11 protein-coding genes are annotated in these 13,014 nt (G+C 37.0%); 7 read left to right on the top strand and 4 right to left on the bottom strand.

Annotated elements, in window-relative coordinates; translation table 11 throughout:
• Nucleotides 1-5: 5 nt before the first annotated feature.
• A complete protein-coding gene (nusB, locus tag RM541_RS12100; protein WP_311500408.1) occupies nt 6-950 on the bottom strand; it encodes a transcription antitermination factor NusB in 945 nt (314 codons plus the stop codon).
• Between the two features lie 398 nt (nt 951-1,348).
• Between nusB and RM541_RS12095 the strand changes: the two genes are divergently transcribed.
• Both RM541_RS12095 and RM541_RS12090 read left to right on the top strand, forming a co-directional pair.
• A complete protein-coding gene (locus tag RM541_RS12095) occupies nt 1,349-3,106 on the top strand; it encodes an ABC transporter ATP-binding protein (protein ID WP_311500407.1) in 1,758 nt (585 codons plus the stop codon).
• Between the two features lie 72 nt (nt 3,107-3,178).
• A complete protein-coding gene (locus tag RM541_RS12090) occupies nt 3,179-3,574 on the top strand; it encodes a PUR family DNA/RNA-binding protein (RefSeq protein ID WP_311500406.1) in 396 nt (131 codons plus the stop codon).
• Between the two features lie 90 nt (nt 3,575-3,664).
• Here the strand turns inward: RM541_RS12090 and RM541_RS12085 are convergent, their stop codons facing one another.
• Nucleotides 3,665-4,000 (bottom strand): tRNA-binding protein, encoded by a 336-nt coding sequence (locus RM541_RS12085; RefSeq protein ID WP_311500405.1) that lies wholly within the window; start codon nt 3,998-4,000, stop codon nt 3,665-3,667.
• Nucleotides 4,001-4,476: 476 nt separating this feature from the next.
• Here RM541_RS12085 and pheT point away from each other — a divergent pair, with 476 nt between their 5' ends.
• Nucleotides 4,477-6,903, top strand: coding sequence for a phenylalanine--tRNA ligase subunit beta (pheT, locus tag RM541_RS12080; RefSeq protein ID WP_311500404.1), 2,427 nt, complete (start codon nt 4,477-4,479; stop codon nt 6,901-6,903).
• A 76-nt stretch (nt 6,904-6,979) separates the two neighbouring features.
• On the opposite strand, the gene RM541_RS12075 is transcribed toward pheT, so the two are convergent.
• Nucleotides 6,980-7,561: a DUF4136 domain-containing protein gene (locus tag RM541_RS12075; RefSeq protein ID WP_311500403.1), complete on the bottom strand. Its 582-nt coding sequence runs from the start codon at nt 7,559-7,561 to the stop codon at nt 6,980-6,982.
• Nucleotides 7,562-7,900: 339 nt separating this feature from the next.
• On the opposite strand from RM541_RS12075, the gene RM541_RS12070 reads away from it, so the two are divergent.
• Together RM541_RS12070 and RM541_RS12065 are read left to right on the top strand one after the other, a co-directional pair.
• Complete coding sequence (locus RM541_RS12070) at nt 7,901-8,626, top strand: hypothetical protein (protein WP_311500402.1); 726 nt, start codon at nt 7,901-7,903, stop codon at nt 8,624-8,626.
• A 75-nt stretch (nt 8,627-8,701) separates the two neighbouring features.
• Complete coding sequence (locus tag RM541_RS12065) at nt 8,702-8,947, top strand: putative signal transducing protein (protein WP_311500401.1); 246 nt, start codon at nt 8,702-8,704, stop codon at nt 8,945-8,947.
• Between the two features lie 54 nt (nt 8,948-9,001).
• Here the strand turns inward: RM541_RS12065 and RM541_RS12060 are convergent, their stop codons facing one another.
• Entirely contained in the window at nt 9,002-9,751 is a 750-nt protein-coding gene (locus RM541_RS12060; RefSeq protein WP_311500400.1) for a DUF6503 family protein, read from the bottom strand.
• Between the two features lie 141 nt (nt 9,752-9,892).
• Here RM541_RS12060 and smpB point away from each other — a divergent pair, with 141 nt between their 5' ends.
• Together smpB and RM541_RS12050 are read left to right on the top strand one after the other, a co-directional pair.
• A complete protein-coding gene (gene smpB, locus RM541_RS12055; RefSeq protein ID WP_311500399.1) occupies nt 9,893-10,357 on the top strand; it encodes an SsrA-binding protein SmpB in 465 nt (154 codons plus the stop codon).
• Nucleotides 10,358-10,451: 94 nt separating this feature from the next.
• Nucleotides 10,452-12,917 carry a DUF5686 and carboxypeptidase regulatory-like domain-containing protein gene (locus tag RM541_RS12050; RefSeq protein ID WP_311500398.1) on the top strand — a complete coding sequence of 822 codons (2,466 nt, stop codon included), beginning with the start codon at nt 10,452-10,454 and terminating at the stop codon, nt 12,915-12,917.
• Nucleotides 12,918-13,014 lie beyond the last annotated feature (97 nt).

The raw sequence follows: 13,014 nt of genomic DNA, 5'->3' as shown, positions 1-13,014 counted from the left end.
CTTTACTACATAAGGCCGCGACCCATTTTATTTAATTTCCCTTCGGTTTTATACTCCCGGGATAATTTATCCAGGACCCCATTAATAAAAATACTACTCTTAGGGGTACTATATTCCTTCGCAATCTCAAGATATTCATTGATGGTTACTTTAACCGGAATTGACGGGAACTTCATAAATTCACAGATGGCCATTTTAATAAGAACCATATCCACTTCAGCAATTCTATCCTTATCCCAGTTAGGTGTTTTTCCCAGCATTTCTGCGGAAAGAACCTCATCGTTAAGATATGTTTTTCTAAATAACTCAATAGCAAATTCCTTGTCCTCCGGGCTTTTAAACAGCTTGGTAAGCTTTAGTGAATCGCCTGAAGTTTCTTTTAGCTTCTGAAGCATTTTTAAAATAGCCGTATTAATTAAGGGAAGGTCATCAAGCCAGGTTAATTTTTTATCCTCCAGATATTCGTAAAGTTTTTCGTTGGGAGCTATAATTTGTTTAAAAATCTCAATTACAAAATCCTTATCTTCTTTAAAAGAGGAATTTCTTGTTTGCATATATTCCTCATAAAGCTCACTTTTTTTGATTTCTTCCCAAACGATCGTCACATACTCGTCATCTCTTTTCCAATGCGTAATTTTATGATCTTCTATAGCCTGACGCAAATGTTCGTTCTCATCCAAAATCTGGATAACCTTATTGTCAAGAAATTTTTTGTTGGGATCTATATCTTCCTGGGTAGCCAGGTGCTTTTGCTGGGATTTTTCAAGAAATTTTTCTGCCTTGCCTCTTATTTCAGCAAAGAGGTTTAGCTGCAGCAGGTAAAGATCATACATCTCTTCCATACTTTTCTTTAGAAATTTTTCTTCAGTGGCAAGCCTGTCATTTTGGCTTTGATTAAAGGCGTATAACGACTGCATAACCTTAACGCGAATATGTCTTCTTGTCAACATAAGTGTAAAAGAACTTTTATAATTAAAATGGGCGGGAATTAATTCCGCCCTGCAAAAATACCAATAATTTAAAACTGACTACTGCAAAATAGATTTTTTCTTATTCAAACTTATTGGCACTGCAAATTTCATTTAATCCCCCCTTAATATTTTTTTATAACTTAAGTCGTGATTAGCGTAGATCGGTGGCAGTAAAACACGAACGCATATACCCATATCTACTTATAATCCCTTATCTTTGCACCCGAAAATTGCAAACACCTTAAAATATGTTGTCCCTATAACCGGATGCATCTTTTTCATGTTCTTTTCCGGTAAGGCAAACACATATAAACCGACTGGTTCTGAAATAGAAGGAGTAAATTTTAATAAATTGGATCACTGAACCTCCAGGCTTAATGAAGCATTTAAAACATCTTAATAAATATTTCTATAAATATAAATGGAAACTTCTTAGCGGACTTATTATCACTATAGCCGCACGAATATTTGCCATTTATTATATTCCTTTAATTGGTGATTCTACCAATGTTATTGAGGATTATATAAAAGGAAATATAACTGATATTTCTGTGGTTCGCAGTGAACTTGCCTATAATATCATGATCATCGTAGGTGCTACTCTTATTTCTGCATTTTTCACCTTCCTGATGAGACAAACATTTATCGTAGTGTCCCGTCACATGGAGTTTGATCTTAAAAACGAAGTGTACCGTCACTATCAGGATCTTTCACTTAATTTCTATAAGAAAAACCGTACCGGCGATTTGATGAACAGGATTAGTGAGGATGTTTCCAAAGTGCGGATGTATCTGGGCCCGGCTATGATGTACAGTGTAACTACTTTTACCTCTACTGTGGTGGTTTTAATTTATATGATAGATGCTGCGCCAGAACTTACGCTCTATACCGTTATTCCTCTACCGGTGCTATCCTTTGCCATTTATAAATTAAGTGTTGCTATTCATAAACGTAGTACTGTGGTACAACAGTATTTATCCAGGTTAAATACCTTTACTCAGGAAAGTTTTAGCGGAATTGCGGTGATAAAATCTTACGGAATGGAGCAACATACCAACCGTAACTTTGAAGAACTTTCCAACGGGAACCGGGATAAAAACCTTGATCTTGTAAAGGTTCAGGCATTCTTCTTTCCGCTTATGGTCTTGCTTATCGGGATAAGTAATATCCTCGTAATTTATATAGGCGGAAGAAAATATCTTAACGGTGAAATTGAAAATCTTGGAGTAATTGTAGAATTCCTGCTTTATGTGAATATGCTTACGTGGCCTGTAGCTTCTATAGGATGGGTAACTTCCCTGGTGCAACAGGCCTCGGCTTCCCAGGAAAGAATCAATGAATTCCTGGACCAAAAACCGGAAATCACAAATCAGAAAAGCGCTCCCGATAATATAAAAGGAGCTATTGCATTTAAAAATGTAAGTTTTACTTACGACGATACAAACATTACAGCTTTAAAGAATATCTCGTTTGAAGTTGAAAATGGAGAAACTTTGGCCATTATTGGAAAAACCGGTGCCGGAAAATCAACAATTTTGGAACTTATCGGCCGTCTTTATGATGTGGAGGAAGGCGAAATAGTTATTGATGGAGAAAGTATTCAGGATTTAAATTTGGAGAGCCTAAGAAAAAGTATAGGTTATGTTCCCCAGGATGCTTTTCTCTTTAGTGACTCTATTCGCAACAATATAAAATTTGGTAAAACGGATGCCAGCGATGATGAAATATATGAAGCTGCCAGAAATGCTTCAGTCCATAAAAACATCAAGAACTTCAGCAAAGGTTATGACACCGTACTTGGAGAACGGGGAATAACCCTTTCCGGTGGACAAAAACAGCGGGTTTCCATTGCAAGGGCGATAATTCATGACCCCGAAATTTTGCTTTTTGACGACTGTCTTTCAGCTGTAGATACAGAAACTGAAGAAGAAATCCTGAATAACCTTTTCAAAATTTCCAAAGAGAAAACCACGATTATTATTAGCCACAGGATCTCTTCAGCTAAGAATGCAGACAAGATAATCATCCTGGAAGATGGGCGAATAGTACAACAAGGCACTCATTCCCAATTAATAAACCAATCAGGATATTATAAAGAGCTCTATGCAAAACAGTTAAATGAAAAAGAAATGTGAAAATTCTTTGCTAAATGTTAATAATTTTTAGATTTTTGAAGAGCAAATAAAAACCAACTAAAGCATTTATTTATGAGCGACAAGGGAACGATGGAGAAAGAGGAAATATTCTCTAAAGTGCTAAGAGCCGGAAGAAGAACTTACTTTTTTGATGTAAGGGCTACCAGGGCTGATGATTACTACCTAACCATTACAGAAAGTAAAAAATTTACTAACGATGATGGTTCTTTTTATTACAAGAAACATAAGATTTACTTGTACAAAGAAGATTTCGCAGGATTTAATGAAATTCTTCAGGAAATGACAGATTACATTCTTGATGAAAAAGGTGAAGAGGTAATTAGTGAGCGCCATCAGAAAAATTTCAAGCCTGAAGAAGAGCAGGAAGAAACCAATGGTGTGCCGGCAGCAGCAGCTACAGCTACCTCTGCAAAGGCTTTTACAGATGTAAGTTTTGACGACATCTAGAAAACTACATTTTTTAAGATCTTAACCGTCCTTTCCTTTAGGGCGGTTTTTTTTTGCTCTCTTGTCAGGGGGACTTCCCTCAACTTTTTGTTATCCCACTCTCAATCCGTTTGCTACTTCAAAACCAGGCTGTAAAAGAACAATATCGTTCTGCTCTCCCACCGCTCCCAGCACCAGGCATTCACTCATAAAGTTTGCAATCTGTTTCTTCGGAAAATTAACCACAGCAACAACCTGTTTTCCTTTGAGTTCATCAATGTTATAGCGTGCGGTTATTTGCGCAGAAGATTTTCTAAATCCTATTTGTTCTCCAAAATCTATTTTTAACTGATAAGCGGGTTTTCTGGCTTTCGGAAAGTCATTAACTTCCACGATTGTTCCCACACGCATTTCCACTTTTTCGAAATCTTTCCAGGACAGCTCCATATATATTACTTTTACAACCTGAAATTACTGAAAACTGCCAAATTTCGGTATCAATTTTAAATTTAAATGAGAAGTGTCACAACCACCTTTCAAATATGTTGCCTTAGTACTTCGCCACCGTCTTTTCGTCTTCAATATAGCATCACATTACCTTGAATGACATGAAGGCAAAAAGGAACCGGATTATGATTATGTAAACGTCCCTGATATCCTTAAAATTTATGAAATTCATTTGTCGCAGACTTTGAAAGCGACCAGGGCTCTCCAAACTACATAGAGTAGCTTATCAGGTGATTTACCCTTGTAGTTATATCTTTCTACTTCTAACGTTTTTTGATAAACAGATTTATATTTAAAACCGTTTAATACTAATTAGGAAAGTTCAAGCTCTAATTTTTTGAACCCTTCAAAAATCCCTTTTAATTTATGCTAAAATCAATCGTAGTACTATCTTTGCTGCCTGAAAACAGAACCCGATGAAAATTTCTTACAACTGGCTAAAGCAATTCATTAAACTCCCTGAAAATCCGATCGAAACCGGAGATTTGCTAACAGACCTTGGGCTTGAAGTAGAAGGAATCAATTCCTTCCAAAGCATTAAAGGCGGACTGCAAGGAGTCTTGGTTGGCCACGTGTTAACCTGTAATCCACATCCCAATGCAGACCGGTTAAATTTAACGACTGTAGATTTTGGTAATGGTGAAAATGTGCAAATAGTTTGTGGTGCTCCCAATATTGCAGCCGGACAAAAAGTGCCAGTGGCAACAATTGGGACTACACTCTATGATGAAAACGGGGAAGAATGGACTATCAAAAAGGGAAAAATTCGTGGTGAAGTAAGCCACGGGATGATCTGTTCAGAAAAAGAAATTGGCCTGGGCGGCAGCCACGAAGGGATTATGGTAATGGATAACGAATTGATTCCCGGAACGCCCGTTGCTGAAATCTTTGAGATTGAAAATGATCATGTTTTTGAAATCGGCCTTACCCCAAACCGTGCAGATGCGATGAGCCACTGGGGTGTAGCCAGGGATTTAAAGGCAGGCTACAAGCAACAAGGCAAAAATCTCGAGTTGATCACCCCTTCGGTTAGTAGTTTTCATGTAGATAACCGAAGCCTCAAAATTCCGATACATATAGAGGATTCCAGCCTAGCGCCAAGATATTGCGGAGTAACCGTTTCCGGAGTAAAAATTGAACCGTCACCATCCTGGTTACAAAATCGTTTAAAAGCTATTGGAATTACCCCTAAAAATAATGTGGTTGATATTACCAATTATGTAATGCACGAATTGGGGCAACCGCTGCACGCTTTTGATGCGGATAAAATTGCAGGAAGAGAAATAAAAGTACGTACACTGGAAAAAGGCACCAAATTTATCACTTTAGACGAAGTGGAAAGAGAGCTTCATGAAGAGGATCTAATGATTTGCGACGCCGAAAAACCTCTTGCCATTGCCGGTGTATTTGGTGGACTGGGCAGTGGTGTATCAGCTAATACCAATAAGATTTTCCTGGAGAGCGCCTACTTCAACTCAGTTAGCGTGAGGAAAACAGCAAAAAGACACGCACTAAATACCGATGCATCTTTCAGGTACGAACGTGGTATTGATCCCAGCATTGCTGAATATGCAATTAAACGTGCAGCCTTGCTTATAAAAGAAATCACCGGCGGGGAAATTACCAGCGATATTGACGATATCTACCCGAAAAAAATTGAGGATTTTCAGGTGTTCCTCACTTTTGAAAAGGTGAATAAACTGATTGGTGAAAACCTTCAGGAAGAGACAATAAAATCTATTCTGGCTTCCCTGGAAATTAGAGTAAATAATGTTACCGAGACTGGAATGGGACTTACTATTCCTTCATATAGGGTAGATGTGCAAAGGGAATCTGATGTTATCGAAGAAATTCTCAGGGTTTACGGTTATAACAACATTAAATTTGGTGAGAAATTAAAAATTTCTGTTGCCAATTCTTCAAAATATGAAGATTATAAGTTGCAGAACATTATCGCCAACCAATTAACAGGCCAGGGATTTCACGAAACTATGGCGAACTCTCTTACCAGTCCTGCTTATATTAAGCTAAGTGAACAATTAAAAGAGGAACATAGCGTGAACATGCTTAATCCGCTTAGCCAGGATCTTAGCGTGATGCGTCAGTCTTTGTTATTTTCCGGACTGGAAACAGTAAGTTACAATATTAATCGCCGCCACGGTGATTTAAAGCTTTTTGAATTCGGAAAGACGTACCACAATTACGTAAGCGGTCGCGTGGAAAATAAACATCTGTCTGTTTTTATATCTGGAAATAGAAATCCGGAAGGATGGAACTCACAGGAGAATAGAGGGAATTTCTTCTATCTGAAAGGGGTTGTGGAATCGATCCTGAACCGCCTGGGAATTACAAATCTTAAAGCCGGATCAGCTAAATCTGATGTTTTTTCTGAAGGGGTTGCTATGAGTTCCAAAAAAGCCACTCTGGTAGAATTCGGGGTGGTTAGAAAATCGATTTTAAAACATTTTGATATCGATCAGGAAGTACTTTTTGCCGATTTTAACTGGGATGCTGTTATTGAATTGGTAAAAACACAAAAAATCAACTTCACTGCAATTCCAAGGTTTCCGGCGGTAAGAAGGGATTTCGCGCTGTTATTGGACGAGTCGGTTAAGTATGAAGATATTCAATCCATTGCAATACAAACAGAAAAGAAATTCCTGAAAACTGTAAATTTATTTGATGTATACCAGGGAAGTAACCTTCCTGAAGGCAAAAAAAGTTATGCAGTAAGCTTTATGTTTCAGGATGAAAATAAGACGCTTACAGATAAGCAGGTTGACAAAATTATGAGTAAACTTCAGCAAAGATTTGAAAAAGATCTTCAAGCTGAATTGAGATAAAATAGTAATAGCTTAAAGCAAAAAACCGTGTAAAGCATTTTACACGGTTTTTCTGTTTTTAAAATTTAATTTCCTACTATGGGAAATCTTTAAAAATTTCGTCTATATATTCCTGGATATCACTTTCCATTCTACGCGTTCCAATTTCTTCAGGACTTGTAGCACGCCATAAGATTTCATTAGTTCTCCTGTCTATAAAATCAATTACAATAGACCTTTCCACATAAGGAATCTGCTTTGCATCACTTCCGGTTATTCTCTGTATCGTATAATAGTTTTCATAAGTGTAAGGTTCGTAATAAGAACCAATGAAATGTCCCGGACGGTAATAAGAATAGCTGGTATATACCGGGTTTGAGATGCCTGCTATATCTTCATCAAACATAGAATGAACATAGATGAGAACGTCAGGCTGGCCTATATCCAAAACATACCCTTCTTCCTGCATATGCATGTTTATGGTCTCTATAATGTTCTCCTGAATTTCCTCATTATCAAGCTTACGGCTTTTGATTGTATCTTTATTTGGCAGATATGCATAAGAATCATATGCTTTTAACTTCTTTGCATTATCCTTTGAAGGTCCACTTCCAGAACCACATGCTGCAAGCGTTAAAGTTGCCAGCAATATTAAAAAATAAGAGTTTAAATTTTTCATAGTTACTATTTTTCTTTTTAAAAATTTTAAATTAGTTCTTATGTCCTGAAAAATAAAGGCTTTCAGGCACTTTTAATTAAGTTTAACAAGGTAAGTACCGAAAGGATAAACAATTCCTAATTCACTTTAAAAGCTATCGTAGTATTTATTGATCAGGTTCAGGCAGGTGCTAAATATGGCAATTATCGTCGTTCTATGATGACCCGATGTACCTTCACCTTTATTATGTTTTATAAGTTCTATTACTCTGAAAAGATTATTAACGTTTGTCTTAAAAAATTTGTTGGGATTTTAGGAGTTAAATACTTAATTTAGTGCTGGATGCTAAAGAATCGATTAATGAAGCTGAACCTCTCACCCACTGATATTCAAAAAAAACTTTTACGTTCCCGCAACAAAAGAATTTCTGAAGAAAAGATTCTGCAACAGGTTCAGGATATTTTAAAAGCTACTGAAAACCACAATGATGTTATCCTGGAGTCGCTGAAGGATGGATCTTCAATAGACAGAAATAGCTTTAATTTTGATCATCTGGAAAGCAACAGGATATTCCATATTTCAGATATTGAAAAAATTTGTGTGATATACCGCCTACGCTTTTTAAGTACAAAATATTTTAAGGGTAATATCCCGCACGAGGCGATTTCCGAAATAAGACGTTTGGAGCAACAGCATGACACCTCCTTAAAAGGTTTTAAAATACTTGCTCCTTCTAAACTTTTTAAGCTTAAAAATGCAGATGACCCTTTACTTATGGCGCCAATGGGAAATGATTATTACTATTTGATCCATAAATGGGGAAATGATCTAAGTCCGTTTCGCAAAATCTTTATGTGGCCCTTCAGAACATTTGAAAATTTTGCTATAGTCCTGATTATTGGAAGCTTCTTGCTTGCTTTACTGGTGCCGGATGGGATGTTTTCCCCCCGCCAGACTACAGCCGAATTTTTTATCATCTTCTTTTTTATGTTTAAATGGGTTGCAGGCCTTGCTATTTTCTTCGGAATTAAAAAAGGAAAGAATTTTAGCAGCGAAATCTGGAACAGCAAGTACTATAATGCCTAGAACGTTAAACTCTGCATAAAGCCCCTGTTTACAAGCGTTGATATTTGTATTTTAGTTCTTCAAAACAATAAATTTATGGATACCGACCAAAGCTATAAACACGTCTATACAGGTGCTGAAACCAATATTCAATACTTACAGGAACTGTTTGAAAAAGAAGGAATATCTTCCCGGGTAAGAAACGACTTTGATTCAGGTTTAAGGGCAGGTTTTGGTGGAGGATTACCGGGCCAGGTTCTTCTTTTTGTTGTTAAAGATCACTACGACGAAGCCTTGAAAATAGCCAGGGAAACATTTCCGAAGGATTTTAAAGATGAATAGCAACCAGCCGGAAAGAAAACGTAACACCTGGCAACTAGCATAAAGAATTAGAAGCTACTCCCTAAGTTCTACTTCAATATTTCTGTTAACAATTTTTGAAATATAATCTAGCTCCCCAGCAGTATAAAGACTGTCTAGCTTTTCCAATTTAACATCAGCATCAGGGTATTTAAAATTTTCGTAATCAACGAAACGAATACCGTTGATAACCCTCGGATTTATTGCTTTTCTAAACCTTACGCCCCCTTCATTTACTTCAAAATTATAGGCCAGATAATCCACCGTAAAGGTATTGTCATTAATCCAGTATAAATAGACATCTTCATGGTCACTACCACCAGCTTCAGCATTAAAAGTCACCTTAATTTCATAATATCCCTGACTGTTTATGGTATCACGACCAACCAGTTCTTTATTGGCTGCCGGAGCGTTAAGACCATAAGGTAACTGCACAAAATAATGCACCGAATTCACACTGTTGCTCACGGAATTCATAAGGGAATCTGCAATCTTAACAGCAGAATCATTTCTAAACCTTACCAGGCCATTATTAGTTAACACGTCACGCGTTTTAAATCCTGCGGAATCTACCACTAACCGCTCCAACTCAAATTCTCCATTATTACGGCTACTCCTATAGGTACTATTTCTGAAATCGAATTTAATGCTGGCTCTTTCATAATTCTCCCCACCTGCAATCTCAATCGCTCTATTTACAACTTCCTGTGCATCCAGCTCTCCATCTGATTGCTTACAGGAAATAAAAATTGATAAGACAATTAAAATAAAAAATCTGTATTTCATAAAATTTATAAATTACTACAAAGATAGACTTTTATAAGGGATTGAATTATCTTTAAAGCAATTGGAGCAAGTAATTGTCTCTTCAATTTTAAAGAAACATTATAAGCTTTTCTGAATAAAGCTTCCTATTTTTGTAGGTCTATGAAGAATTCAAATACCATCAACATAAAAAACCGAAAAGCGAAATTTGAATACGAATTTCTCGACAAATACGTGGCGGGAATTCAGCTTGCAGGGACTGAGATTAAGGCAATTCGCCAGGGAAAAGCCTCTATTGCCGAAAGCTTTTGCGAATTTCAAAATCACGAGCTTTTTGTAATTAATATGCATGTTGAGGAATATTCCCATGCCACTCATTTTAATCATAATCCCAAAAGTGAGCGGAAGTTACTTCTTCAGAAAAGAGAACTGCGGAAATTGGAAAAAGAAGTAAAGAATTCGGGTTTAACAATCATTCCGTTACGATTGTTTATTAACGACCGCGGACTGGCAAAGATCCAGATCACCCTTGCTAAAGGTAAAAAGATATACGACAAGAGGGAGACCATCAAAAACCGTGAGAGCAAGAGAAAACTGGACCGTATCAAAAAAGAATTCAATTCATAAAATATTTACAGGTACAGTCTGAAGCTCCAATCAACAAATTTACTCACCTAAACTGTAAACTTTTTTCTTATTTTGCCGCCTCAAATCACACTACATGTACAGGCTGCTTTTACTTTTTTTTCTTTTAATTTCTTCGTCTTCAGTTTTAGCACAAATTACCGGAAAAGTTACCGATAACAACGGTGAAGCTTTGCCCTATGTAAATGTATATACCGATAATGGGCATTTTGGGACCACCACCAATGAGAACGGAATTTATAGTCTAAAGACTTCCAATCCCGGAACTTATCATCTTGTTTTTCAGTTTCTGGGCTTTAAAAGTCTAAAAAAGGAGGTAAATGTTCAAAAATTTCCCTTTGAACTGAATATTTCAATGGAAGAAGAGACCACAAGTCTTTCTGAAGTTACCGTAGATGCCAATGAGAATCCGGCAAATGCCATTATTCAGAATGCAATCAATTTTCGAAAGGAAAATGCGGCAAAAGTTGAAGAATATACTGCAGATTTCTATTCCCGCGGACTCTGGAGAATTAAAAATGCCCCTGAAAAGATTTTGGGACAGGAAATTGGCGATTTAGGCGGTGGTCTAGATTCTACCCGTAGCGGAATTGTGTATTTGAGCGAAACGATTTCCGAAATTTCATATAGAAAACCAGATGATTTTAAAGAAAAGATCATTGCTTCAAAAGTAAGTGGCAACGACAATGGTTTCAGCCTAAACTCTGCCCAGGAAGCTTATTTTTCCTTCTACAAAAATACTATTGAGATTAATAGCGATATCGTTTCCCCAATTGCAGATTATGCATTTAATTACTATAATTATAAGCTGGAAGGCACATTTTATGACGATAATGGGCATTTAATCAATAAGATCAAAGTTACTCCCAAACGGCCGGAAGATCGTGTATTTTCAGGATATATTTATATTGCAGAGGACTTTTGGCAAATTTTTGGTGTAGAGCTTAAGACCACGGGAAAAGCCATCCAGGTTCAACCAATAGAAACCCTTCAGTTTAAGCAGAATTATAAATTTTCTGAAGAAAACGGGTTCTATATTCAGATTTCCCAAACGGTGGACTTTGAATTTGCCATGTTCGGGATTGCAGGTGACGGAAGGTTTACTGCAGTTTACAGTAATTACAATTTTGAACCCGAGTTTAACAAACGGAGTTTTGGCAAAGAAGTACTCGCTTTTGCCCCGTCAGCAAATAAAAAGGATTCTTTGTTCTGGAAAAACCTGAGGCCGGTCCCGCTTACTTCCGAAGAAAAGAATGACTACATAAAGAAAGACAGTATTCAGGAGAAAAAGCAGTCCCGGCAATACCTTGATTCTATTGATGCCGAAAGGAACAAATTTCAGTTTACAGATCCTTTAATGGGTTATACTTACCGCAATTCGTATAAGAAAAGGATGTTCAGTATTAGTTCTCCCTTATTTGGTGTTAAATTCAATACCGTACAGGGCTGGAATACTTCAGTAGATGTGGAATTTCAGCAAAACCACATTGATAATGACACCAAATACTGGCGTGTCTTTTCTGAACTAAACTATGGCCTGGCCGAAGAGCGATTCAGAATAAATGGAGGTTTTCAGAAAAAATTTAATGACATCAACAATGCTACCCTCACCATTTCGGGAGGTGTTGAAACTGCTCAAATTAATACCCGCGAACCTATTACGAGATTAATAAACAGCATTGCCACGCTTTACTTTGAAAGAAATTATATGAAGTTATACGAACGCTCGTTTGCGGAAATAGAATATGAGCAGGAGATAGTTAACGGATTTGATTTCTCCGGAAATTTATCTTTTGAAGAGCGCACACCCTTAACCAATACTACAGACTATGTTCTTATAGCGCGCGATGATGTGGAATATACTTCCAACAATCCCTTAGCGCCCGATGATTTTGGTTCTGTTCCATTTGAAAAACACCAGATTTTCAAGTTGAATATTCTTGGTGAAATAAATTTTGGACAAAAATATATGAGTTATCCGGACAGGAAATACAACATCCCGAGTGATAAATATCCAAAGTTGTACCTCGCTTATGAAAAAGGATTTAATTCTGATGCCAAAAATTACAATTTTGACCAATTTAAAGCGCTTGTGACGCAGCAAATAAGCCTTGGAAATAAAGGAGAATTTGGATACAGCGCCAGCGGAGGTACTTTTTTAAGTGCTGAAGATATTGCGTTTGTAGATTACCAGCATTTTAAAGGAAACCAGACCAGGATTGGCTTTGGAAATTATTTACAGACTTTTAACCTGCTGCCGTACTACGCACTGAGTACCAACCAGACTTATGCAGAAGGACACCTGGAACATAATTTCCAGGGCTGGGTTTTGGGTAAAATCCCTTTTTTAAACAAGCTAAATTATAACCTTATTTTGGGTGCTCACGCCCTTTACACTCAGGAAAATAAACCTTATTCAGAATATTCTGTGGGTATAAATAACCTCGGATTTGGCAAATATCGGTTTTTAAGGCTGGATTACGTTGTCTCTAACCAGGATGGAAACCGGGACGGGGCATTTATCTTCGGATTAAAATTTTGATGCACTACCCTAACCAATGCCGAAAAATGGAAAAAAAAGAGCCGGACAAAAGTTTTGAATTCATTCAGGGAAATTCAAAATTAGGTCCGGCCAGTAA

The organism is Autumnicola psychrophila, assembly GCF_031846645.1.
Taxonomy (GTDB): domain Bacteria; phylum Bacteroidota; class Bacteroidia; order Flavobacteriales; family Flavobacteriaceae; genus Autumnicola; species Autumnicola psychrophila.
The sequence above is the reverse complement of the archived record's forward strand: the minus strand, read 5'-3'. Positions and strand labels throughout refer to the sequence as shown.